Source organism: Clostridium sp. 1001271st1 H5 (assembly GCF_005845215.1).
Classification (GTDB): Bacteria; Bacillota; Clostridia; order Lachnospirales; family Lachnospiraceae; genus Enterocloster.
On the sequence record NZ_SPHO01000004.1, the window covers coordinates 215,927 to 240,372 of the forward strand.

Genomic DNA, 24,446 nt, shown 5'->3' on the forward strand with positions numbered 1-24,446 from the left:
TAAATCTCTCCATTTTCTCTGGTACTTAAGCCTCATAAAGCTTCACGGCCTCGGCAAGGTCAATCCGGTTCTCATAGAGGGCCTTTCCGATAATGGCTCCCCTGATACCCGCCTCATGAAGGCGTTTTAAATCCTCCATACAGGATACCCCGCCGGAGGCTATGATGTCAAGTCCTGTATCCTCTGTAAGCTTCCTTGTGGCCTCCACATTGGGGCCTGACAGCATGCCGTCCCTGGATATGTCGGTATAGACAATGTGCTTGACGCCATATTCCTTCATGATAAGGCACAGGCTGGAGGCGGTGAGGGCGCTGACTTTCTCCCATCCCTCCACGGCCACCATGCCGTCCCTGGCATCCACCCCGGCCACAATGGCATCCTCGCCGTATTCCTTTACCATATCCCTGAGGAATTCCGGGTGTTCCGCTGCCTTGGTTCCGATGATAACACGCCTGACCCCAAGGCCCAGCATACGCTCCACCGCTTCCCCGGAACGGATGCCGCCCCCAAGCTCAATGGGGATGGAGATTGTTTCCGCAATCCTCCGTATGGCCTCCTCATTGACGGAATAACCTGCCAGCGCGCCGTCCAGGTCCACCAGGTGCAGGAAGGACGCACCCTTCTCCTGCCAGTAAGCAGCCACCTTTTCCGGGGCGTCCGAGTATATGGTGATATCCTTAAATGCCCCCTGTCTTAACCGGACACACTGTCCGTTCTTCATATCGATTGCCGGATATAACTGCATATGAATCTCCTCTTATTCTGTTATTTTCTCCATGTCTCCATGCTCCGGGGACAAGGAACATCCCTGCATCCCAATCCGCCGGTTAATCTCCCCGGCAAGCGCGGCTCCATACGTCCTGCACTTTTGCCCTGCTGCCAGGATATGGGCAATCCCGTCCTCTGTCACCCCGATGACCATGCCTGAGCTGTATTCCGCCTGCTGCAGCCGGGCATAGGACACTGCCTCAAACTGATATGAGGCGGAAATGATGAAATGTTCCGTGAGATATACCCTCATACCCTTTATATACGCTCCGGCTCCTGCCAGCTCCCTGTCCGCTTCCGCCAGTTCTTCATAACGCCCTGCCAGCCGCCTGTCCTGGCCCTTCAGTCTCCTGCGGTATAAGATACCGCAGAAAACAGCTCCTGCCAGAAGGACTGCCGGTACCGCATAAAACAGCAGCCCCATGGGATACTGCTCCAGAAATGTCCTGGGCTCTGCATCCAGATAATAGTTTCCAACAATACCCGACATTTCCTCCATGGTCATGGGAATCTGGGTTTCCTCCCACATCAGGCTGTAGGATTCCCTTGCATATCCCATAAGCTCTGACTGAATGGGTTCCCCAAATCCATAGACATCCACAGGGGCCGGCGGCTCCAGAAGACCATCGCTGTACGTGTATTCCATCAGCTCCTTCAGATTTTCCGGCAGCTCCCCTTTCATAGAAATAATATAGGGGCGGAACATGAAATCAAACCCAAAATAGTACTGTTTTTTGCTCTTTACATGCTCCACAAAGCTGTCTGTCAGATACTGGAGCCGGACATAGCTGTACCCCTCCGGCCCGGAGACATCAAAGAGAACCGGAGCAGCCAGCTCCTCCTCATAATTTTGTACGGCCACCCTCTCCAGGAAAAAGCCGGACAATGCCGCCGACAATCCCAGAATCAGGCACAGGACCAGGGCATAGAGCCGTATATCCAGATAACGGAGCATTGTCATCTTCCGGGACAGGGAGGGCATACCGCCCACGCTACAGGCTCCCCTTGGTGGAAAGCACGCCCGACAGACGGGGTTCCGCCGCAGCCGCGCCGTCCAGGGCCTTGGCAAATGCCTTGAAGGCAGCCTCAATGATATGGTGGTTGTTACTCCCTGAAAGCTGCTTTAAATGAAGGTTCATCTCTGCTCCATAGGAGACAGCGTAAAAGAATTCCCGTACCATTTCAGTCTCCAAATCCCCCACCTTTTCCCGGTCCAGAACCAAATCGTAAACCAGGTACGGCCTGCCGCAAAGGTCCAGGGCGCAGAGCACCAGGGATTCATCCATGGGCAGGATTTGGGAGCCGTAGCGCACAATGCCCTTCTTGTCCCCCACTGCTCTGCGGATGGCCTGCCCCAGCACGATTCCCGTATCCTCGATGGTGTGGTGGGTATCCACATCCAAATCTCCTTTGACCGTAAGCTCCAGGTCAAAAAAGCCATGGCGGGCAAAGCTGTTTAACATATGGTCAAAAAAACCTATGCCTGTGCTTATGTTTCCTTTACCGGAACCATCCAGGTTAAGGGTCATGGATATCTGCGTCTCATTGGTGTCCCGGGTAATGGATGCAATCCGTTCCATATTCGTCATACCTCCCTACTGTTCAAAACGCACTCTGACGGAATTTGCATGGGCTGTCAGGTGCTCTGACTCGGCAAATGCCTCTATGTCCTTATGGGCCGCCTCAAGGGCCTCCCTGGAATAATAGATGATGCTGGATTTCTTGATGAAATCATCCACGCCAAGGGGCGAGAAGAACTTAGCCGTCCCGTTGGTGGGCAGGATGTGGTTCGGGCCTGCAAAGTAATCTCCCAAAGGCTCCGAACTGTACTCCCCGATAAAGATGGCGCCTGCGTTCTGAATCCTGGTCATGACCTCAAAGGGGTTTCTGGTCACGATTTCCATGTGCTCCGGCGCAATGCTGTTGGCTGTCTCCACTGCCTTTTCCATGGATTCGGCCACCAGGATATAACCGTAATTTTCCAGGGACTTTCTTATAATATCACTGCGTGACAGCACCTTCAGGAAGCCATCCACCTCATCTGACACCTTTACCGCCAGTTCCATGCTGGTGGTTACCAGAATGGAGGATGCCAGCTCATCGTGTTCGGCCTGGCTTAAAAGGTCGGCTGCCACAAAGCGCGGGTTGGCGCTGTCGTCGGCAATCACCAGGATTTCGCTGGGGCCTGCTATGCTGTCAATGCTTACATGGCCATAGACAGCCTTTTTTGCCAGTGCAACAAAGATATTGCCCGGACCCACGATTTTATTCACCCTGGGAATGGAGGCCGTGCCAAAAGCCAGGGCAGCCACTGCCTGGGCCCCGCCTGCCTTATAGACCTCTGTGGCCCCTGCCATGTGGGCCGCTGTCAGGGTCACCGGATTCACCTTTCCGTCCTTTCCCGGCGGCGTCACCATGGCGATGCGCTTCACTCCCGCCACCCCGGCCGGGATAATGTTCATCAGAACAGAGGACGGATAAGCCGCCTTGCCGCCCGGCACATAAACACCCACACTCTCTAAGGCAGTCACCTTCTGGCCCAGGATGGTACCGTCGGGCTGGGCATCAAACCAGCTGTTCTGCCTCTGTTTTTCGTGATAACGGCGGATATTGTCCATGGACCTCTCCATGACGTTCAAAAGGTCCGGCTCCACCTGTTTCATGGCCTCATCGATTTCCTCCTGTGTCACCCGTATGCTGTCCGCATCCAGCGACGCACCGTCAAACTGCTTTGTATACTCGAACAGCGCCTCATCTCCCCTGGCCTTCACATCGTCCACAATGGCCTGGACGGTCTGGGTATAGCTGTCGTAATGATTGGGGTCCCGCTTTAACATGTCCGCCAGAATATTTTCCATGGACTTATTGTCTAATGTCACGATTCTCATGTCTTACATTCCTCCGTTTTCCTTACTTCTTTGCATGCTCCTTAAGGTATGCCTGGAATTTCTTGATTATGGCCGTGATGCGTTCATTTTCAGTCTTCATGCTCACCTGGTTCACCACCATCCTGGCGGACAGGCTGCACACTTCCTCCAGCACCATAAGCCCGTTCTCACGCAGGGTGGAACCTGTCTCCACGATATCCACGATTACCTCGGACAATCCCACAATGGGGGCCAGCTCAATGGAGCCGTTGAGCTTGATGATTTCCACGGTCTGGTACTTCTGGTTGTAAAAATAATCCTTTGCTATGTTAGGGTACTTGGTGGCCACCCGGATTAGCTCATGGTGTTCCAGCCGTTCCCTGGCTGATTCGGGTCCGCAGACACACATCCTGCACTTTCCCATGCCAAGGTCCATAACCTCGTAGAGCTTGCGGCCCTCCTCCAGTATGGTATCCCTTCCCACAATGCCGATGTCTGCCGCCCCGTATTCCACGTATGTAGGCACATCATTGGCCTTTGCAAGGAAAAACCGGACTCCCAGGTCCTCGTTTACAAAGATAAGCTTTCTGGACGCCTTATCCTTCATCTCATCGCAGGAAATGCCGATTGCCTCAAACATCTCCATTGCTTTGTTCGCAAGCCTTCCTTTGGCTAGCGCTATGGTCAAATATCTCATCTTTCTTCACGGCCTCCCTGCATTTACTCGTAAGCGGTGATGGGTATCTGGTCCATATTCCCGTTCACCGTATCCATGGCTGTCACTGTGGTCCCATCCCCCTTAAGGTACAGGACATTGCGCATGCCCCGCTGCACTGCCATGGCCTTGTAATCCTCCACCGGCACCAGTTCCTTTTTCTTCATGGACTGGACAGCCATCCCCCTGTCCCTGAAATAGCTGCCCAGCCACAGGGCCTGGTCCCTGGCCGATGTCTCATAGAGTATCACCGTATTCACCAGCGTCACCGGAACATCAATCTGCTGCCTGGAAAGGGCTGCCATCAGCTGGTCCACCACAATCACAAATCCCACCGCGGGCGTATCCTTCCCAAACTGCACCAGCAGCTTGTCATACCGGCCTCCGGTGACAATATAATCCCCGGTTCCATAGGTATAGGCCTTGAAAATGATTCCCGTATAATACTGGTATTTGCTGAGCATACCCAGGTCGTAGGACACATAGGCTTCCAGCCCCCTGCTCTCCAGAATGGAGTGGACCTTCTCCAGCCTCTCAATGGCAGCCAGGGCTGCGGGATTGGAGGTAAGCTTCTTTGCCTCCTGCATCTGCTCCAGGGAGCCAAACAGTTCCGGCAGCTTCAGAAATGCCTGTTTAAGCCCCTCGTCCATGGGCTGGTTCTTAAGCAGCCCCTCCACAGCAAAATAGTTTTTATTTTCAATGTACTGGTTCAGCTCCTCCTCCACATCCTCTTCCAGTCCGGCCTCCTTAAGAAGGCTCCTGTAAAATGCCACCTGTCCCAGTTCCACCTGGAACTCCTTAAGTCCTGCCTGCCTTAAGCTGTCAATGACCATGGCTATCATCTCGGCATCCGCGTCCTCGGAATCATCCCCTATCAGCTCAGCCCCTGTTTCGGCCCGTTCCTTAAGGCGTCCCTGGTAGCTGCTGTTATTCTTAAAGGTGCGTTCCAGATAGCACAGCCGCAAGGGCATATCATCGTCCATAAAATACTTGGCAACGCAGCGGGCAACAGCCGGTGTCATATCCGGCCTCAGCACCAGGGTGTTGTTATCCCTGTCAAAGAACTTAAACATCTCCCTGTCCGGCACGCTTCCCCTGTCCTTGCTGAAAATATCAAAATATTCAAAACTCGGAGTCTGGATATGCTCATATCCGTACAGGTAAAAGGTATCCAGAATCTTTTCCTGAACTGCCAGCTTCTTCCTGCATTCCCCGTTATAACTGTCCTTTACGCCCTCCGGCGTATGAATCAACCGATTATTCCCTGCCATCCCGTTCCCTGCCTTTATGCTTTTTCGTCCACTTTCACCCTTGTTTACTTTCCTATGGTAAAGTGCTAATTCATTAACGTGATTGTTCCATTATAGAAGAAATTCATGGGGCTGTCAATCAGATTTTTCCAGGTCTTTTTGTATTTCCTCCAGATAGTGTACCAGAAAGCCTGCGTGGGAACGGACCCGCCAGCTCTTGTCCACCTCATCGTAGGTAAAGCTCTTTCTCCCCCCGTCCTCCATCCGCTTCCAGAATCCTTCTATCTGCTCAAAAGGCAGATAATATATCTCGTCCAGGCCGGTAAAATAGAGAATAATAAATGCAATGCCGCCCTGTTCCTTAAATTCCCGCATGAACTCAATCTGGTGGGGATGGATGTTCTGAAGAGGAAATGTCTTTACCGCGCATTCCTTTGCATCAAAACACACCGGAATCCCCTGTACAGCCCCGATATAGTCCACTGTACTCTTCTGGTCAAAATAGGCCAGGGTGATGTGGCGGCTGGATTTATCAATTTCTATGGGAGTAATGGGAGTCGGTATCTTCTGTATCAGCGCCAGCTTCTTCTCCCTGTACATATCGTTGGTGTGGTTAATCAAATCTTCAAGGGTGGACCCCCTTAAGCCTCTGGAATTCCAGGTACCCATGTCATTTCATTCCTTTTTATGTATTTCAGATTGTATGTCTAAAGCCTGTACATTAGGTAAGTATATCAAAATCACGGAACTTTCACAAGCGTATTGCCCGGCCGGAAAAATATTTAAAAAGGATTTCAAATAGTTGAAAGGATTCTCCCCTGCCAATCGTATTAGTAATGAACCAATTAAAAAAGGAGATTGAAATACATGAAAATCAGAACTATAATGACAGCAGCAGCCACAGGCATCCTGTTAACCGCAGCAGGAAGCAGCCTTGCATGGGGCGCTGACTGGACCTGTCCCAGAGGATATGCGGATTGTACGGATTATGAATACTGCAGGAGCCACGAACATGGTGACTGTGACGGCCACTGGACCGAGGACGGAGACTGGGTATGCCCGGACGGGAACCATGGGCGCACATCTCCCTCCGGCGCCTCAGGATACGGCTGCCACAGCGGAAACGGGCATCATGGCGGACGCGGACGCGGCTGCGGTTCGCATCACAGATAGGAAAAAAGTACTGCAATGGGCAGTATCAGACACATGGAGCAGCTATGCGGCAGGAATCAGATGTAGAGCAGACAATTGGACAATACGCGGATATGGTAAAACATATCTGCTTTGTCTATATGAAAAATGAAAGTGACACAGAGGACGTGTTTCAGGATGTGTTTTTGAAATACGCCCTTTTTTCTGAACCCTTTGATTCTGAAGAACATAAAAAAGCATGGCTGATCCGGGTGTCCGTGAACCGGTGCAAAGATTTGCTGCGCAGCTTCTTCCGGACACACACCTGCTCCCTGGAAGAAGCCATGTCCATGGCTGACACGGAGCGGCCGGACCTGTCCCATGTGCTGGAATCCGTGATGAAGCTGCCCGGTAAATACAGAATCATTGTCTATCTGCATTATTACCAGGGCTATTCAGCTGTGGAGATTGCTGGTATCCTACATAAAAACGTCAATACCATATATACACATCTGTCAAGAGCGAAAGCCGAGCTTAAAAAAATGCTGGGAGGTGATGAGGGTGAAACAGAATATACATGATGCATTTGATACAGTTGCCTGTAATGAAATGTTGAAGGAACAAACCTGTGACTATGTGCTAAAACACATGTGCCGCAGCAGAAAACCGGCCTCCCGCAAAATGAAGTGGGCCGTATCTCTTGCCTGTTTTCTGCTCTTTGCCACCAGCGGCCTGGGCGGCTACAGCCTGTACTACACAGAAGCAGCCGTCATCAGCATTGATGTGAATCCCAGCATTGAGCTGGACATTAACCGCTGGGGTAAGGTGGTGGACCAGACCACTTACGGGGAGGAGAGCGACACCGTCCTCCGGTCTCTTTCGCTTAAACATCTGGAATACGAAGAAGCGCTGGCGCTTCTGCTGGGCAGCGATGCCATGCAGCAGTATCTGAAGAACGGCGCCCTTGTATCCATCACCCTGGAGACAAAAGACGGCAACCACCAGATGCTCTCAAGCCTTCAGGAATGCGTGGACACGGCCTTAATGCAGTGCCACGGCGTACAGGCAGAGTATGCAAGCGTGGACAGCCATATGTGCGAGGAAGCCCACCAGCACGGAATGTCTCTGGGCAAGTATTATGCCATTCAGGAACTCCTTACCGCGGACCCCCAGGCTACGCTGGATGAATTTAAGGATAAATCCATGAAGGAGATAAAGGGGCACACAGAATCTTTCGGCAGTGAAACGGGCTGCCGGGATACCGGTTGCCACCAAAAGGAGCATCATCACCATTAAAGCCAGTTTCATAATTCATAGCCGTTACCTGCATCCGGTGCAAATCTGTACTCATTGTTTCAATCTGCAGATTTTCTTATATCCTTTGCAGGAACACCCGCCACCACCGCATAGTCGGGTACATCCCGCACCACCACGGCCCCTGCCCCCACAGTGGCCTCCATTCCAATCCTAATTCCATCTATGATTGTGCATCCGATGCCCAGAAATGTTTTTCTCCCCACAATGGTGTGACCTGCCATGGACACCTTGGGACAGACGTTTACATAGTCCTCCACCGCACAGTCGTGTTCAATATCAGCCTGGGTATTTATGATGCAGCCTGTTCCTATGGATGCACATGCATTTATCACGGCAGCGGCATGTATGGTACAGCCCTTTTCTATTCTGGAAAGAGGACTTATAACTGCCGTTGGATGAATGATTACAGCCAGCGGAATACCCAGGGACTTAAGCCTGGAAATTTTCTTCTCACGCAAATCATTGCTGCCCGTGGCAACGATTACCTCATCATAGGATTTCATGACATCCCACAAATTCCCTTCTTCCCTGAATATCCGGGAGCCCGGAATGGGACGGTGTCCCTTTTCCTTTAATTCCATGAAATCAATACAGCTGTATCTCTTCATGGCCAACGCGCAATCCAGGGTCACAATTCCCTGGTCGCCCGCTCCCCATATAAGCAGCCGTTTCATTGGCTGGTCATTTTCCCTGTCCTTTCTATCCTCATTCCCCATATTCTGTCCTCCGGTTCTCCATCCCCATCGCGAACACTTATACACCATCAGTTAAAATAGTAAACCAGGTACCTCTCTTTAGCCGAAAATCCCATCCTCCTGTACATCCCCAGAGCCTGTTCGGAGGAATTCAGACATACCATTCCAGCCTCTTTCCCGGCCTTTTCCATCAGTCTCTCCACCATCCGTGTGGCAATGCCCTGACAGCGAAATGCCTCATCCACCCACACATTGGTAATCTGTCCCACACGTCCCCTGGGATTCTCATTGGACGGCAGCACATCGTAAAAGTACAGGGTGGCCGTGGCGGCCAGCTCTTTTCCTGAATATCCCAAAAGTGTATGACAGGCATTTTCCTTCATTTTATTCCCGTAAAACCCCCGTATGGATTCCTCCAATTCCGTTCCTGCCTCACACTGGGAAAACATCTTTAAATCCCTTATCCGCATCCGGACAAGAAAATCCAAATCATCCCTGACGGCAAAGCGATACTCCAATGCCATATGACTCCTCCTTTATGTCCCATAGCCGCTTCTATGGTTTCCATACACGCTGTCATTGTTCCTGACTGACAAATCTTACATATCTTCTCAGGGCATATTCCCCATCGTGTGCCTCTCCTGCAAACGGTGACGACATGGTACCCGCCCTGGTGATACGCCCAACGCCGCTGGATGCCAATAGGTTCATAAGCGCAGGCCGTCTGTCCTCCCTGCAAATCAGACCTGCCGTCTGGAGATATCCCTTATGGCGCCTTAAGCAGCCAAACACCGTTCCCTCCGGCAGACGCTTTACCAGACAGTTGCCAAACATGGGTGAGAGCTCCAGCTCATGGTCTTTGCAGGCTGTAAGGCTGCATCCGTTTCCCAGGTACAGCTTTCGTTCCTCCTTTTTCCCATACACAATCCGTTCCAGGCTGTCATTATATTGTTCCAATGCCAGTGCTGCCTCTGACATGTTCACGGCGGCAGCCCGGGAGTCCGCGCGCAGTACAGGGGAGTCCGCGCACAGTACCGGGGAGTCACCGCGCAGTACCGGAGAGTCACAGTTATCCCTGACTGCTGACAGAAACAGGCGTCCGGTCCCCTGTCTGTCATAAATATCCTTTGTCCAGAACAGTCTGTATCTGCTGTACCTGCCCTTCATGATTTCATGCTGTGCCATATATCCTCCCCATCCCATTCCAGTGCGCCCTTTGTTCAGCAGTCCGCCCCGCTATTCCCTTGCCCGGACAAAATTTACTATATTATCCAGTATATTGGACCAAAGAAGGCAAGTCAATGGCGGGCCCTGTATATTAAGGATATCTTCATAAAATTCAAAACAAGGCCCTGCAAAATCAAGAGGCCTTTGCGGCCTCCCTGTTCTTTACTTTTTCACCGGGAAGAAAATCTCTGTCACCCACTCATCCGGCGGGAGCTTGTCAAACTGGGTCTTGCGGTAAATCTCATAGGGCATCCCATTCATGTGATAGCCGTTGGCGTTAATCCAGGCCACGATGGCGCCGTATGCATCCGGCAGTCCGGAATACGCTCCCTTGTGAATGGTAGTTGCACACAGGCATCCCTGCATGACAAAATCAGCCTTTTCCCGCTCCGTAATCCCCACTCCCAGCTCAATATCGCTGTAGGCCGGGTCAAATTCCTGGTCGTGATAGATGGCCATGACCACCCCGTTTATGGTCAGGTGCTCCCTGGCAATCTTTTCATATATCTTTCCGTAATATGTGCCGAATTCCTCCACTGACATTTTATGCCTCTGTGTAATGAGGACCTGCTCCTCTGCTTCCTTTATCTGAATCTCATAATTGTTCTGATAACTCATAATGTCACCTGTCCTTTCAAACTCTTCCAGATGATACCCCATTTCCCTGATGGTTATGGAGATATGCTCCATCTGCCGCTCCAGGCGGAACCTTTGTTTGTGCAGCTGCCGCAGCAATTCCCTGCTGTCCGGGATGGTAAGCAGACTCTGGATTTCCGTAAGGGAGAAACCATAGCGTTTCAGCCTTCCAATCAAAAGCATGGTGCCAATCTGAGCATCCTCATAGTACCGGTATCCGTTTATCTCATCTGTTTTTTGGGGCTTTAAAAGGCCTATCTTATCATAATGACGCAGTGTCTTCACACTCACCCCGCATACTTTTGACATCTGTCCTATGGTCAGCATGTTACGCTCCTCCATTCATTTACTGTTTACCTGATTCGAATCTGCTACAAGTATAATCTCTGACCTAAGGGCAGAGTCAATGGTTTTTTCCGAAAAATTCTGCTGGATTTTGTTGATGTGGTACCATGTAACAGAAAAAGACCCCGGCCTTTTCCGCCGGAGCCTTTATCCCTTTATTTTCCTCTGCTAAAGCCTATCGCATCTCAGTCCTGAACCGCTCAGCCTGTTCTGCAATCAGCTCCTTATCCTCAAAATAGTTGATTTTCATAGCCCTCTTCATCTCTGCCAGAGTCTCGGCCGCCTTCTGTTCCGCCTTGCGGCTGCCTTCCTCCAGGATACGGTAAACTGCAGGAATGTCCTTGGCAATTTCCCTGCGGCGCTCACGGATTGGCCGCAGTTCATCCTGAAGCACGCTGTTGAGGAACCGCTTCACCTTCACATCGCCCAGACCGCCTCTGGTGTAATGGGCCTTCAGCTCATCCAGGTTCTTGTAATCCGGCAGATATGTTTCAAAATGCTCATCCCGGCAGAATGCATCCAGATAAATAAACACCGGATTTCCCTCCACCTGTCCCGGGTCCTCCACCCTCAGATGGTTTGGGTCGGTGAACATGGACATGATTTTTTTCTTTACCTCCTCCTCGGAATCAGACAGGTAAATACAGTTTCCAAGGGATTTGCTCATCTTGGCCTTGCCGTCTACGCCAGGCAGGCGCAGACACGCCTTATTGTCCGGCAGAAGGATGTCCGGCTCTACCAGAGTCTCCCCGTAGACACTGTTAAATTTGTGTACAATTTCCCTGGTCTGCTCAATCATGGGCGCCTGGTCCTCGCCTACCGGAACAGTGGTTGCCTTAAAGGCAGTGATATCCGCTGCCTGGCTGATTGGATATGTGAAAAAGCCCACAGGAATGCTGGCCTCAAAATTACGCATCTGAATCTCAGACTTTACAGTGGGATTGCGCTGAAGCCTGGATACGGTCACTAAATCCATATAGTAAAATGTCATCTCGCACAGCTCGGGCACCTGTGACTGGATGAACAGAACGGATTTCTCCGGGTCCAGTCCGCATGCCAGGTAGTCCAAAGCCACCTCTATAATATTCTGGCGCACCTTTTCCGGATTGTCTGCATTGTCGGTCAGCGCCTGGGCATCGGCTATCATGATATAAATTTCATCAAACTCTCCTGAATTCTGCAGCTCCACCCTGCGTTTTAAGGAGCCTACATAATGTCCTACGTGAAGCCGTCCTGTGGGGCGGTCACCGGTCAGTATAATCTTTCCCATCTGATATATCCCTCTCATTTCTCCAGCCTCAGGCCATTGCCGGCCAAAAAGCTGTTTTTACTTGTACATAAACATGCCTGAAAAATCCTTATTTTCAAACATTATCTAGCATAACCCAAAGATGAATTCCTGTCAAGAATTCCCTGCCCCGGTCCGGGATAAACCTTCCCTCCCGGGTCAGGAACCCTCCTGTCTTTCGGAGGGCATCCCAATCCCTTCCCCCTCCATGACCGCTCTGAATATCCCGGGCAGACCGGCGGAAAACTCCTTCCCCCTCAGCTGCTCCAGCGGCGCAGGAAGGGTTTCAGGCATGACCAGCCTCCAGGAATGAAGGAGCTGGGACCGGACCCCGTACTTTTTCTTCACTGTGTCATTCAGGCCGCGGCTTCCATACTTATAGTCACCCACAATGGGATGGCCGGTGGATGCCAGGTGGGCGCGGATTTGATGGCTTCTTCCGGTAATCAGGGTCACCTGCAGCAGCGTAAATCTTCCGCTGCCTGCCAGAGGCAGGTATTCTGTCATGATGGGCACACTGTCCTCCACTTCCAGCGGATAGATGCTCACCGTATTGGTGCTCCCGTCTTTTTTTAGGAATCCTGCAATCAGCTGCTTCTCCTTTATCTCACCGGCAACCAGGCACTGGTAGTACTTGTGTATGCTCCGGTCCTTAAAGACCTCATTCATTACCTGAAGACCTGCCAGGGATTTTCCGGCCACCACCAATCCGCTGGTATTTCTGTCCAGGCGGTTGCAGATAGACGGCTTGAAGGTGCGCAGCTGGGATATGGGAAGCTTTCCGGAATCAATCAGATAATTAAGGATGTACTCGTTCATGGACATGTCGCTGTCCTTGGCCTTTTGCGACAGCATGCCGGATGGCTTGTTCACCACCAGGATGTGCTGGTCCTCATAGACAATGTCCAGATGTCTCCTTCCCTCACATTCCCCGGTTCCCCGCGGTTCCCCGCGTGTTCCCCGTGCCCTTTCCCGCTTCTCATCGGGCCACGGGGCTGCGCCCTTTCCGTCTCCCGGCCGTTCCGTATATCCGCCGGTATCCGGAACAGAGAACTTTTCTATGGTTTCATCTGAGAGGAACAGCTTAACCTGGTCCCCCTCTTCCAGCCGTTCGGAACCATCACATTTCTTTCCATTCAGCGTTATATTTTTTTTCCGCATCATTTTATAGATAAAACCCTTGCCGGCCTGGTTCAGATATTTTGTAAGCAGCTTGTCCAGCCGCTGCCCTGCCTCGTTCTGGGTAATCGTCAGTGTCTGCATATGGGGACACTCCTTCGTAGATGATTATTCATTCATGAAACTCATGGCTGACAGCAGCAGGCGGTGGGGAACCACCTTACACAGCAGCCGGAAGGCTTTCATGGTAATGCCGTAGACGGATAGCTCCCTGCCTGCTATGCTGTCCCGGATAGCCTTTTGGACCACCCGTCTGGGATTTGCCATGACCAGCTGCTTATAAAGCGGAATCACGCCCGTGGACTCGGCAATGTCAAAGAACTCCGTCTTGACCGGACCGGGGCACACGGCCGTCACATAGATTCTCCTGCTGCGCAGCTCCTGGTTCAAAGCCCTGCTGTAACTGAGGACAAAGGATTTTGTGGCTGCATAGATGGCAAATCCGGGCTGGGGCAGGAAGGCCGCTGAAGATGCATACTGGATAATCCGGCTGTTGCATTCCATATAGGGCAGCACCATACGGGTTACGGCGCACAGAGCCTCGCAGTTCAGGGCAACCATATCCGTCTCGCACTTTAACCCCAGTTCCTCCACCTGACCAATCATACCAAAGCCTGCTGCATTGACCAGAAACTTTACCTGGGGCTTTCTGGCGCTCAGCGCCCGCCCAAGCACGTCCCTGTCCCGTTCCTCTGTAAGGTCCAGCGCGAATTTGCGCAGGGGAACCCCTATCTGGCGGTCCAGTTCGTCCATCCGTTCCCTTCTCCTGGCTATAATCCATATCTCGTCAAAGCCTTTGAAATGTTCCCACAGCTGGATGATGGTTTCCCTGCCCATACCGGAAGACGCTCCGGTCACTACAGCAATCTTCATACCTGTCACGTTCCTTTCTTTTTGTGGATGTTGCGTATGGTCTTCTTAGGTCTTCCGGAGCCCGGCAGCTTCTGGCCGCGGCTTCCCGGGTCCGCCGGCTTACGCCCGGTCCCCGTACCCTTTCCCGCTGCTGCGCCTGCCGTCCCGCCCCTGTATCCGTCCCTTGGACGAATCAGGCATTTCCGGTCATATCCAATCAAATCCGTACGCCCAGCAATCTTAAGGGCTTCTGTCACCAAATCATAATTCTTGGGGTTCCTGTACTGAATCAGGGCTCTCTGCATGGCCTTTTCATGGGGATTGACCGGCACATAGACCTGTTCCATGGTTCTGCAGTCATATCCAGTGTAGTACATGCAAGTGGAAATGGTGGACGGGGTGGGATAAAAGTCCTGCACCTGCTCCGGCATATACCCCAAATCCCTGAGATACTCAGCCAGCTCCACCGCCTCCTTCATGGAGGAGCCGGGATGGGAGGACATAAGATAAGGCACCAGGTACTGTTCCTTGCCCAGCCTCTGGTTCATCTCCTTATACTCCTTCACAAACTGGCGGTAAACGCTGTTCTTCGGCTTTCCCATACGCGTCAGCACCTTGTCCGCCACATGCTCCGGCGCCACCTTAAGCTGTCCGCTGACATGGAACTCGCACAGTTCCCGCAGAAATTTCCGGTTGGAATCCGCCAGTACATAATCAAAGCGGATGCCGGAACGGATGAACACCTTCTTCACCTTGGGAAGGGCCCTCAGCTTCCTCAAAAGAGCAATGTAATCGCTGTGGTCGGCCCGCAGATTCTTGCAGGGCTCCGGAAAAAGGCACTGGCGGCCGGGACATGCCCCCCTGGTCAGCTGCTTTTCACAGGCCGGGAAACGGAAATCCGCCGTTGGTCCCCCCACGTCATGGATATATCCCTTGAAATCCGGCTCCTCTGTCAGAAGCTTTGCCTCCTCCACCAGGGATTCATGGCTTCGGGCCTGGATAATACGGCCCTGATGGAAGGTCAGGGCACAGAAGCTGCAAGCGCCAAAACATCCGCGGTTGCTAATCAGACTGAACTTGATTTCCCGGATGGCAGGCACGCCTCCAAGCTCCTGGTAAGACGGATGGTAGTTTCTCATGTAGGGAAGATGATAGACCTCATCCATCTCCTCCTGGCTCAGGGGCTTGGACGGCGGATTCTGTACCACAAAAAGCTGGTTTCCATAAGGCTCCACCAGCCGTTTGCCGGAAAATGGGTCCGTATTGCTGTACTGGATATAGAAGCTCTTTGCGTACTCCTTCTTATCCTTTAAAAGCTCCTCATAATCAGAGAGCATTTTATAATCATAAACCGATTCCAGGCTTTTTGTCTTATAAACCGTACCGTCAATGAAGGTGATGTCCTTCACGTCCAGACCGCTGTCCAGTGCATCGGCAATCTCCACAATGGACCGTTCTCCCATGCCATAGGATATCAGGTCTGCCTGGGAATCAAGCAGTACGGAGCGCTTCAGTTTATCCGACCAATAGTCATAATGGGCAAGACGGCGCAGGCTGGCCTCGATTCCTCCTATAATGACAGGCACATCCTTATACACGGACCGTATCAGGTTGCAGTACACCACCACTGCATAGTCGGGCCGTTTGCCCATGACGCCGCCCGGTGTATAGGAGTCTTCCTTCCGGCGTTTCTTTGACACGGAATAGTGGTTTACCATGGAATCCATGTTTCCAGCCGATACCAGGAATCCCAGCCTGGGTCTTCCCAGCACTTCAATGCTCTTTTTATCCTTCCAGTCCGGCTGCGCAATAATGCCCACCTTATATCCATGGGCCTCCAGCAGCCGCGATATGATGGCCGTGCCAAAGGAGGGATGGTCCACATAGGCGTCCCCGGACACATACACGAAGTCGCACTGCTTCCATCCCCTTATGCTCATATCATTCCGGTTCATGGGTAAATAATCGTTTTTCATCCTGCCGCTCCATCCAACAATTCAAAATAATCCCTGATATAGTAATCTGCCAGCTGTTCCTTCTCCGCCTTCATCTCCATGGAAAAGGCATCCTCCACAGCAAATACGGTCATGCCCGCATTCTTGCCGGCCTGAATGCCTGCAGGCACATCCTCAAACACCACGCAGTCCTCCGGCGCCACCTGAAGGCGCTCCGCCACATTCAGGTATATGTCCGGGGCAGGCTTACCGGCAGCCACCTCGCAGGCCGTTGCCACCACCTTAAAGTATCTGCGGATATCCAGGGAATCCAGCACCGCATCCACCATGGCCCTTCCGTTGCTGGTGGCAATACCCGCCACCAGTCCTTTTCCCGATATAAACTCCAGAAACGCCCTGGCTCCCGGCTTCAGGGGTACTTCCTTCCTGTATTTCTCGATGGACATCTGAATCCAGGCATCCTTTATCTCATCCAAAGACTCCTTTAACCGGAACCGTTCCTTAAAATACACCGCGGTCTCAGAGAAACTCATGCCCTCGATTTCCTTCTGCAGGTCATCCGGGCAGCTAAGGCCAAACCTGGCCAGGTATTCTATGTCTATGGCCTTCCACATCCACATGGAATCCACCAGGGTGCCGTCCAAATCAAATATAACTGCTTTTTTCCTGTTTAACTTCATCTTTCCCCATTTTCCTCTGTCTATAAACATGTTGGCAAGTATTCTGTGACTCTTATATAGTTATACACGGTTTCTGCGGTTCCCGCAATCCTTTATGGAAGTCTCCTCCTCCGGAGTCAGAGGACGGTATTCCCCCGGCTCCAGCTCCGGGTCCAGCACAAGGGGCCCCATGGACATGCGCTTCAGATACTCCACCCTGCATCCCAGCGCCTCAAACATCCGCTTAATCTGGTGGAACTTTCCCTCCCTGATGGTTACCAGGACTTCCTGCAGCTCCTTCTCCGTGCCCGCAGCCCCCTGTATCTTAAGCTTTGCAGGAAGGGTCACGGTGCCGTCCTCCAGCCCGATTCCCTCCTCAAAACGCCTTACTGCGTTCTCCGGGAGTCCGCCCGATACATGGGCCAGATACACCTTGTCCACATGCTTTTTAGGCGACAGCAGATTATGGGCCAGCTCTCCGTCATTGGTGATGAGAAGAAGACCCTCGGTGTCAATGTCCAGCCGCCCCACCGGAAACAGGTCTTTTCGCAGAGCTTCCCGTATAAGCCCCACCACAGTGGGATATTTTCTGTCCTCGGTAGCGGACACCACGCCCCGGGGCTTGTTGAGCATATAGTATTCCATCCTGGCATAAGCCACCCTGCTCCGGTCCACTTCTATAAGGTCTGTCTCCGGATTCACCTTCCGGTCCGCGGCCTTTACCGCTTCTGCGTTTATCCGGACCCGGCCTTTTTTCACCATATCCTTTACCTGGGTACGGGTTCCGTAACCCATTTCAGCCAGAAACCGGTCCAGGCGCATCTGCTCACTTTTCCTGCCCTTATCAGCCATCGGTTCATTTCCTCCCACTGCGTTATTTTCCTTCCGGTATGTCCGCCCGGCTACTGCCATCTCCAGCCGGGATAGTACTTATTCTTCAGACTCATGCCCGTACCCTTGGCCCAGCCCAGCGCATAGCCCTCCATGGCTGCCAGGCACCATCCCTTTACCGGACCTTCCCCTCCTTCCAGGGAAATGGTCTCCCCTTTCAGGTAGCGGAGAATCCGGCTGTCATCCGCACAAAAACTGACAGCAGCCGGAAACTGTCCGGCCTGTAAGGACATGGCCAGGGCCTGGGATGGTTCAAACCGCCCTTTTTTTATCTCTCCCAAAAGCAGGCCCGTGCGCAGGAATCTGAGGGGCAGGTTCCACGCAAGCCCTTCCGGCAGATAGTAGGCATTGTCCTGGTGTATAACGATTCTGCTGTAATCCCATTCCACGCTGCACTGCCTTAAAAATGCATCCAGCTCCTTTTCCTTGTCCGCAGTCCCGGAAGTCCTAATCTGAGCTGCCCGGGTCCCCCCGTCATCCCCGCCCCGTTTACGCATCAGGGCCAGGAAATGCCCTTCGCCTCTTAAGCGGTGGGGAAACAGACGCATACAGCCAGAGAGCCCGAAGCCGCCGCAGGCTCCCGGCACTTTATCAAGGTCCAGACAGCACAATTCCATCTGGGGAAATTCCTTCAGCACATAGGAGACATTCTCCTCATCCTCCTGCCTGGAAAATGTACAGGTAGAGTAGAGCATGTACCCGCCCGGCCTGAGCATGGAAACTGCCTGGGAAAGTATACGGCGCTGGACGGGCGCATAATATTCCGGTCCCTTTTCCAGCCAATCCCTAACCATATTCTCATCCCGGCGGAACATGCCTTCCCCGGAACAAGGGGCGTCCACAAGTATTTTATCAAAAAATTCCGGCCACACGCAGGCCAGCTTTTCAGGCGTCTCACTGGTAACGCAGATATTGGCTGCCCCGGCCAGCTCCAGATTTTTGAGCAGAGCCCTGGCCCTGGAATAGCTGATGTCATTGGACACAAGCATACCCTGGCCCTTAAGCCTTGAAGCCAGCTCCGTGCTCTTTCCTCCCGGAGCAGCGCAGAGGTCCAGCACCCTGTCTCCCGGAGCCACAGGCAGCATTGCGGCCGGAGTCATGGCGCTGGGTTCCTGGAGGTAATAAAGTCCCGCATAGTAAGCCGGATGCTTGGAGGGCCTTAATACCTCCTCATCCAGCGTCCCGTCATAGTAGAAGCCATTGTCTGTCCACGGCACCGGCTCCAGGTTCCACGGCACCAGCTTTGCCAGCTCCTGGGGCTTTGCCTTCCATGTATTTACCCTGAGTCCGGGCTTCCACTCCTCTTTAAAGCTTTCCAGGTACTGCCCGTACTCCTCCCCCAGAAGCTCCTGCATCTCTGACAGGAATGCCTCCGGAAGCTGTCTCACATCCGTCATATCATCCGCCCTCGTTTCTCTGCGGCAGCACAGGACCGGGCCGCCGCAATCGTTTTAATCATATCACATCCGCCATGATTCTGCTACCGTGTGTTTCTTTCCGGGAAATCCTGGAGATTTTGTAAAAGTAATAGGGCACAATGGGAATCAGGGCTGCCAGCCAGGCCGCCGGGTCTGCCAGGCACACGCCCATATAGCCGAAGCTTCCTGCCGCAGCCGCCACTATGGCTGCCCTGGCCAGCAGCTCGAACACGCCGCCCATCATGGGCATGAGTCCGTATCCCAGGCCCTGCAGGGCATTCCTGTACAGGAAGATGCTTCCCAGGAAGGGGTAGCACCATGCCACTGCCTTGAAATACGTTCTGGCAGCATCCATTACCGCTGTCTCCGAGGAATCGATGAAAATATGAATCAGCATATCCCCAAAGAAGCGGATGACCAGAATCATCACCACGCTCCATACCAGAATCATGACCTGTATGGATTTGACGCCCTGGTGAACACGGTCCATACGTCCTGCGCCCCGGTTCTGTCCCACATAGGTTGCCGCCGTTGCCCCAAACGCCACGAATACAGTAGATACAATGTTCTGTATCTTGCCCGCGGCTGAAAAACCGGCAATGTACACAGACCCAAAAACATTCACTGCCCCCTGGACAATGATGGTGCCTATGGCTGTTATGGAGAACTGAAGTCCCATGGGAATCCCGATTGACAACAGACGCCCCATGGTGCCAAAGGAGATGCAAAAATCCTCCCTGCCCAGCTTCAGTATATCGAATTTCTTCACAATATAGAGGAAACACAGCAGGGCGGAAACAGCCTGGGCAATGACGGTGGCATAGGCGCAGCCCTCCACTCCCATTCCGAACCAGATAATGAATGCCACATCCAGGAACACATTGATGATTGCGGAAATAATCAGGAAATACAGAGGGGACCGGCTGTCCCCCAGAGCCCTCATGACTGCTGCCAGCCCGTTGTAGGCAGCTGTGGCAAAAAGTCCTGCGTAAATAACCGCCATATAGCCGGCCGTGTCGTGAATGATTCCGTCCGGCGCATTCATCAGGCGGAGGATGGGATAATTCAGTATTTCCAGCGCAATTGTCATAACCAGCACAAAGGCCAGGCACAGATAGATGGACATGGCCACATTGTGGCGCATCCTTGCGTATTTCCGGGCCCCGAAATGCTGGGCCACCATGATGGAAAAACCGCTGGTAAGACCGTTCAGCCATCCAATCACCAGGAATATAAGGGATGTGGTGCTTCCGATAGCTGCCAGGGCGTCCACTCCGATAAAGCGCCCGGCCCAATCTTCTACCTTTCCAAAAATAGCAGGCATCATTATAATACAAAATCATGGAATATTCCAGTTGTTTTTTATCCTCTTAATGGTATACTGGTAAAAAACCTGACGGAATCGTATCCGCAGGCAGCAACAAAAGACAGCCACAATGGAGACATTTTATTATGAATGGAACGAAACTTCGGTATGGTATGACCTTTTTCATGTTAACCGCGCTTATATATATGCTCATGGAGCTTCGGTACGGCCTTCACATCCAGCCGTTCCGCCCAAAGCACTTTGCTGCCGCAGCAGCTCTTGCAGCATGCTCCTGCCTGATTCACATCCGGCGGGCCGGGACATCCTCCGGTTATTGGGAAGAGCTGTTCCTCGGATACCGGAACAAGCCGGGCCGCATTGTCTACATGGACTATCTCCGGGTTCTGGCTGCCCTTCTGGTCATCCTTGTCCATGTGCTGGAACCTGTTTATGCCGGGCTTCCTCCCCATACCTTTGCCGGAAGTGCGCTTGCGGCGGCGGCCGGTCTGGGCTTGAGCTGCAACCTGCTGTTCATAATGCTCAGCGGCGCCCTTCTGCTGGGCGGTAAGGAGGAATCCGTCTTACACTTTTATTCCAGACGCTTTGTCCGGGTTCTGATTCCCTGTTTTGCCTATTATCTCCTTTACTTTTTTTATGTGGACGGCATTTCCGCCCTCCATCCCGGGAACTGGGGCAGCCTGATTCGCAGCTTCCTGTCCAATGACAGCGGCCAGACCCCCCATTTCTGGCTGGTATATATCATCCTGATGTTTTACGTTGCAGCCCCCTTTTTCCGGCTCATGTTAAGGCACATGACAGAACCCATGCTGGAAGCGCTGGTGGCAGTAATTTTCATCCTGCATTTTCTCTATACCTACGGGCCTCTGGTGCATATACAGCTTGCTGCCCCCGCATTTCTCTCGTCGTGGGACTCCATATTCCTGCTGGGATATTACTGCACCACCCAGGCTGCCATGAAACACTACCGCCTGTTCATGACAGCGGGCCTTGGGTCGGGTCTGGTGCTGGCAGCTGCCATCATGGCCTCGGAAAGCCTTGGCCCGCTGGTTTACAACAATGCACCGCCCCAGATGCTCTTTACCTGCGCCCTGTTCCTCTTTTTCCGAAAGCACGGAGACACCCTGTTTGCAGCGATTCCAACAGTGCTCTCCGCCATAGGCAGGTACAGCTTTTCCATCCTGCTGGTTCACTGGCTTGTGCTGCACCGGATTGTGGACAATATGGCTGGCATAAACGGTTTGTCCTTTGGAATTGCAGGCAGCATACTCACATCCTTCCTGCTCACCCTGTCCATCAGCCTGGTTCTCTCCTTCCTGTATGACAATACGGTGGTTCTGTGTATGGACAGGGCCTGTGAGCTTCTGGGGAGACTGGTATGTAAAAGATGCGGGGGCGGAAGATGCAACCGTCCATGACCAAAATGGGGGCAGGCTGCGTATCGTTGCGCCAACATCATTTATATACCAATCAAAGCAAAAAAACTGGTATGCCGGAGTCACCGTCATACCAGTAGATAATAAGGACCGTAAGGACTGCGCCTCTTTGATTGCAGCCCTTTAAGCGATAGCTTTCCGGCTGTCCCGTCATATTAGCCAGCGAATTTTCTTTCTCCGGCGAGGAAGAGACAGCGGACGCTATGGATATGTAGTGGGTGAGAGCCGGGAATGCAGGGCGGGAGGCGGCTTTGGAGCAGTTCGGAGAGACTTGGGCGCAGAGGGCAGGAAAAACCGGGGTTGCGCAGGGCGTTCAGCGCCCGGAGCAAAGCAAACATGGAGCCGGACTCATCAAGAGTCCGGCGTAATTTTTGCGGTCCCCGGTTTTTCCTGCCCTCTGCGCTCTAGTCTCTCCCACTGCGGAAACGGCCGCCTCCCGCCCTGCGTTCCCGGCTCTCACGGACGCGGCACCTCCCGCGTCCGCGTACCTTACACCCCCCTCTCCTTCAGGAACAACGGAATCCTATCCAAAGGCGCATCCGCCTCAATCCACCTTCCGCCGTCATATACCGTGCTGTTTCCAGCATCCTTCCACCTGCAGCCCTCCGGCAGGTAGACCATCCGTTTCCTGGCTCCCGGCTCCACCACCGGGGCCACCAGAAGGTCCGGCCCGAACATGTACTCGTCTCCTATGTCATATACGTTTCCGTCCCCGCTGAAATCATAGAACAGAGGACGCATGACCGGTGTTCCGTCTTCTGACGCTAGCTTCATCTGCTCCATGATATACGGCCGCAATTCTTCCCTGATAAACATATAGCGGCGTATAATTTCATATGCCTCGTCCCCGAAGCTCCATACCTCATTGGGACCGCCTGAGCCGCAGTAACCATCCGGGTTTAATATATCCCTTACCGGATAGGGCAGCCTGAATCCGTGCAGGCGGAATATAGGGCAAAATACGCCGAACTCAAACCATCTTATCATCAGCTCCCGGAATTCTTCCGACTCCGGGTCCCCGTTAATAAAACCGCCGATGTCCGTTGTCCACCAGGGAATCCCGCACATGGCCACGTTAAGCCCTGCCTTCAGCTGTTTCCTCAGACTGTCAAAGGTGGAGGCAATGTCGCCAGACCACAGTACGATTCCATACCGCTGGGAGCCCAGCCATGCACACCTGACCAGATTGCACACTTCCTCGCCCTGGGCTTTCAGGCCGTCATAAAATGCTTTAGCATAACCCACGCAGTAGATATTGCTGACCTCCTCCCCATTCCCAAGGTACATGCGCACATTGTCGTAATCGTAGGGCCGCATCTCCGGCTCCGCCTCATCCAGCCAGAAGGTGCGTATGCCATAATCGTAGTAATTCTCCTTTGCCCTGGACCAGAAAAACTCCCGGGCGCCCGGATGGGTGGTATCCACATAGGTCTGGGGTCCAAAAAACATGAATACCACATCCACGCCCCGCTCACCCCTGAGTATGTAATTATGCTCCCTCATATATGCATAATTCTCACTCCTTGGGTCTATGGTGGGCCAGATGGACACCATCAGTTTGATTCCCATGGACGCAAGCTCACTGACCATGGCCTTTGGATCAGGCCACTTCTCAGGGTCAAACTTCCATTCCCCCTGCATGGTCCAGTGGAAATAATCAATGACTATGACTGAAATGGGGAGCCCTCTTCTTTTATACTCCCTGGCCACCTGGAGCAGCTCCTCCTGTGTTTCATAGCGCAGCTTGCACTGCCAGAAACCGGCTGCCCATTCAGGCAACATGGGGGCCCGGCCTGTTATGGCGGTGAATTTTTCATTGATTTCCCCCGGCGTGTCCCCTGCTATGACCACATAGTCAATCTGCTTTGCGCACTGCACATGCCACATGGTATGGTTGTTGACAAACTCGGCGCGGCCTATGGCCGGATTATTCCATATGAATCCGTATCCCCTGGAAGAATAGGTATAAGGAATGGTGCATTTTCCGTTCTTCTGCAGCAGCTCCACCGTACTTCCCTTTAGGTCAAAGCAGTCGTTGGCGTCCTGGCCCATACCGTAAAAATGTTCACCCGGCTCCGCCTTAAAGTACAGGCTTATCTTAAACTGGCTGCCGGAGGTGACCCTGTATTCCCTTGCCCTGCGAAGGGGCGCTGTGTGCACCCTTCCGTCAATCCAATATTCCTCCAGAAGCACCTTTCCGGTCCTGGTATTCCGGTAGGTGACCGTGCCGTCTCCTGTTATGGTTACCTGAATCTTTCCGTTTGTTATCCTGGCCTTTTCATCATCCGCCTCTATGGATACTTCCCCGGGACAGGCAGGCTCCTCCAGGGTCCAGTTAAGCCCCTCATCAATCCGGAGGCTTTTGCTGGAACGGAACCGTATGGCATCCTTTCCGTATGGTTCAATATAGACCAGCTCTCCCGCTGTCTCCCATATGATGCGGTTTCCCTCTGTCTTCCCCTCATATCTGGGTATTGTATAATATGCCACTTC

At 52.7% G+C, this 24,446-nt stretch carries 24 protein-coding genes; 4 read left to right on the top strand and 20 right to left on the bottom strand.

Annotated elements, in window-relative coordinates; translation table 11 throughout:
* Positions 1-25: 25 nt before the first annotated feature.
* The 7 genes from hisA to FGS84_RS07830 all read right to left on the bottom strand — a co-directional run bounded on the left by hisA (position 26) and on the right by FGS84_RS07830 (position 6,269).
* Positions 26-745 (bottom strand): 1-(5-phosphoribosyl)-5-[(5-phosphoribosylamino)methylideneamino]imidazole-4-carboxamide isomerase, encoded by a 720-nt coding sequence (gene hisA, locus FGS84_RS07800; protein ID WP_138307292.1) that lies wholly within the window; start codon positions 743-745, stop codon positions 26-28.
* A gap of 12 nt (positions 746-757) precedes the next feature.
* Entirely contained in the window at positions 758-1,750 is a 993-nt protein-coding gene (locus tag FGS84_RS07805; RefSeq protein ID WP_207739878.1) for a hypothetical protein, read from the bottom strand.
* 10 nt (positions 1,751-1,760) lie between these two features.
* Positions 1,761-2,348 (bottom strand): imidazoleglycerol-phosphate dehydratase HisB, encoded by a 588-nt coding sequence (gene hisB / locus FGS84_RS07810; RefSeq protein WP_138307296.1) that lies wholly within the window; start codon positions 2,346-2,348, stop codon positions 1,761-1,763.
* Positions 2,349-2,363: 15 nt separating this feature from the next.
* A complete protein-coding gene (gene hisD, locus FGS84_RS07815) occupies positions 2,364-3,656 on the bottom strand; it encodes a histidinol dehydrogenase (protein WP_138307299.1) in 1,293 nt (430 codons plus the stop codon).
* A gap of 22 nt (positions 3,657-3,678) precedes the next feature.
* On the bottom strand, positions 3,679-4,332 hold the full coding sequence (gene hisG, locus FGS84_RS07820; RefSeq protein ID WP_138307300.1) for an ATP phosphoribosyltransferase: 654 nt from the start codon (positions 4,330-4,332) through the stop codon (positions 3,679-3,681).
* 23 nt (positions 4,333-4,355) lie between these two features.
* Entirely contained in the window at positions 4,356-5,621 is a 1,266-nt protein-coding gene (gene hisZ / locus FGS84_RS07825; protein WP_138307302.1) for an ATP phosphoribosyltransferase regulatory subunit, read from the bottom strand.
* Positions 5,622-5,735: 114 nt separating this feature from the next.
* Complete coding sequence (locus tag FGS84_RS07830) at positions 5,736-6,269, bottom strand: Holliday junction resolvase RecU (protein WP_138307304.1); 534 nt, start codon at positions 6,267-6,269, stop codon at positions 5,736-5,738.
* Between the two features lie 198 nt (positions 6,270-6,467).
* On the opposite strand from FGS84_RS07830, the gene FGS84_RS07835 reads away from it, so the two are divergent.
* From FGS84_RS07835 to FGS84_RS07845, 3 genes are read left to right on the top strand one after another with little or no spacing between them, the layout of a single operon-like run.
* Entirely contained in the window at positions 6,468-6,773 is a 306-nt protein-coding gene (locus FGS84_RS07835) for a hypothetical protein (protein WP_138307306.1), read from the top strand.
* 44 nt (positions 6,774-6,817) lie between these two features.
* Positions 6,818-7,312 (top strand): RNA polymerase sigma factor, encoded by a 495-nt coding sequence (locus FGS84_RS07840; RefSeq protein WP_138307308.1) that lies wholly within the window; start codon positions 6,818-6,820, stop codon positions 7,310-7,312.
* Positions 7,287-8,027, top strand: coding sequence for a hypothetical protein (locus FGS84_RS07845; RefSeq protein WP_138307310.1), 741 nt, complete (start codon positions 7,287-7,289; stop codon positions 8,025-8,027). Before FGS84_RS07840 ends, FGS84_RS07845 begins: the two co-directional genes overlap by 26 nt.
* A gap of 59 nt (positions 8,028-8,086) precedes the next feature.
* On the opposite strand, the gene FGS84_RS07850 is transcribed toward FGS84_RS07845, so the two are convergent.
* From FGS84_RS07850 to FGS84_RS07900, 12 genes are all read right to left on the bottom strand, one after another.
* The gene (locus FGS84_RS07850; protein WP_243129906.1) at positions 8,087-8,764 is read right to left on the bottom strand and encodes an acetyltransferase; all 678 of its coding nucleotides are present in this window, start codon (positions 8,762-8,764) and stop codon (positions 8,087-8,089) included.
* A 47-nt stretch (positions 8,765-8,811) separates the two neighbouring features.
* Positions 8,812-9,267 (bottom strand): GNAT family N-acetyltransferase, encoded by a 456-nt coding sequence (locus tag FGS84_RS07855; protein ID WP_138307312.1) that lies wholly within the window; start codon positions 9,265-9,267, stop codon positions 8,812-8,814.
* Positions 9,268-9,319: 52 nt separating this feature from the next.
* Positions 9,320-9,928, bottom strand: coding sequence for an acyl-CoA reductase (locus FGS84_RS07860; protein ID WP_243129907.1), 609 nt, complete (start codon positions 9,926-9,928; stop codon positions 9,320-9,322).
* Between the two features lie 204 nt (positions 9,929-10,132).
* Entirely contained in the window at positions 10,133-10,933 is an 801-nt protein-coding gene (locus FGS84_RS07865; protein WP_138307314.1) for a MerR family transcriptional regulator, read from the bottom strand.
* Between the two features lie 193 nt (positions 10,934-11,126).
* Positions 11,127-12,221 carry a tryptophan--tRNA ligase gene (trpS, locus tag FGS84_RS07870; RefSeq protein WP_138307317.1) on the bottom strand — a complete coding sequence of 365 codons (1,095 nt, stop codon included), beginning with the start codon at positions 12,219-12,221 and terminating at the stop codon, positions 11,127-11,129.
* A 177-nt stretch (positions 12,222-12,398) separates the two neighbouring features.
* On the bottom strand, positions 12,399-13,502 hold the full coding sequence (locus FGS84_RS07875) for an RluA family pseudouridine synthase (protein ID WP_138307319.1): 1,104 nt from the start codon (positions 13,500-13,502) through the stop codon (positions 12,399-12,401).
* 24 nt (positions 13,503-13,526) lie between these two features.
* Positions 13,527-14,291, bottom strand: coding sequence for an SDR family NAD(P)-dependent oxidoreductase (locus FGS84_RS07880; RefSeq protein WP_138307321.1), 765 nt, complete (start codon positions 14,289-14,291; stop codon positions 13,527-13,529).
* Positions 14,292-14,296: 5 nt separating this feature from the next.
* A complete protein-coding gene (locus FGS84_RS07885) occupies positions 14,297-16,246 on the bottom strand; it encodes a YgiQ family radical SAM protein (RefSeq protein WP_138307323.1) in 1,950 nt (649 codons plus the stop codon).
* A complete protein-coding gene (locus FGS84_RS31390) occupies positions 16,243-16,905 on the bottom strand; it encodes an HAD family phosphatase (protein ID WP_178332269.1) in 663 nt (220 codons plus the stop codon). Before FGS84_RS31390 ends, FGS84_RS07885 begins: the two co-directional genes overlap by 4 nt.
* A 60-nt stretch (positions 16,906-16,965) precedes the next feature.
* Complete coding sequence (locus FGS84_RS31395; protein WP_178332270.1) at positions 16,966-17,736, bottom strand: pseudouridine synthase; 771 nt, start codon at positions 17,734-17,736, stop codon at positions 16,966-16,968.
* A gap of 50 nt (positions 17,737-17,786) precedes the next feature.
* Positions 17,787-19,172, bottom strand: coding sequence for an RsmB/NOP family class I SAM-dependent RNA methyltransferase (locus FGS84_RS07895; RefSeq protein WP_138307326.1), 1,386 nt, complete (start codon positions 19,170-19,172; stop codon positions 17,787-17,789).
* Positions 19,173-19,230: 58 nt separating this feature from the next.
* A complete protein-coding gene (locus FGS84_RS07900) occupies positions 19,231-20,520 on the bottom strand; it encodes an MATE family efflux transporter (protein ID WP_243129908.1) in 1,290 nt (429 codons plus the stop codon).
* A 125-nt stretch (positions 20,521-20,645) separates the two neighbouring features.
* Here FGS84_RS07900 and FGS84_RS07905 point away from each other — a divergent pair, with 125 nt between their 5' ends.
* A complete protein-coding gene (locus FGS84_RS07905; protein ID WP_138307328.1) occupies positions 20,646-21,935 on the top strand; it encodes an acyltransferase in 1,290 nt (429 codons plus the stop codon).
* Between the two features lie 507 nt (positions 21,936-22,442).
* Here the strand turns inward: FGS84_RS07905 and FGS84_RS07910 are convergent.
* The gene (locus tag FGS84_RS07910; protein WP_138307330.1) at positions 22,443-24,443 is read right to left on the bottom strand and encodes a glycoside hydrolase family 31 protein; all 2,001 of its coding nucleotides are present in this window, start codon (positions 24,441-24,443) and stop codon (positions 22,443-22,445) included.
* Positions 24,444-24,446: the final 3 nt, after the last annotated feature.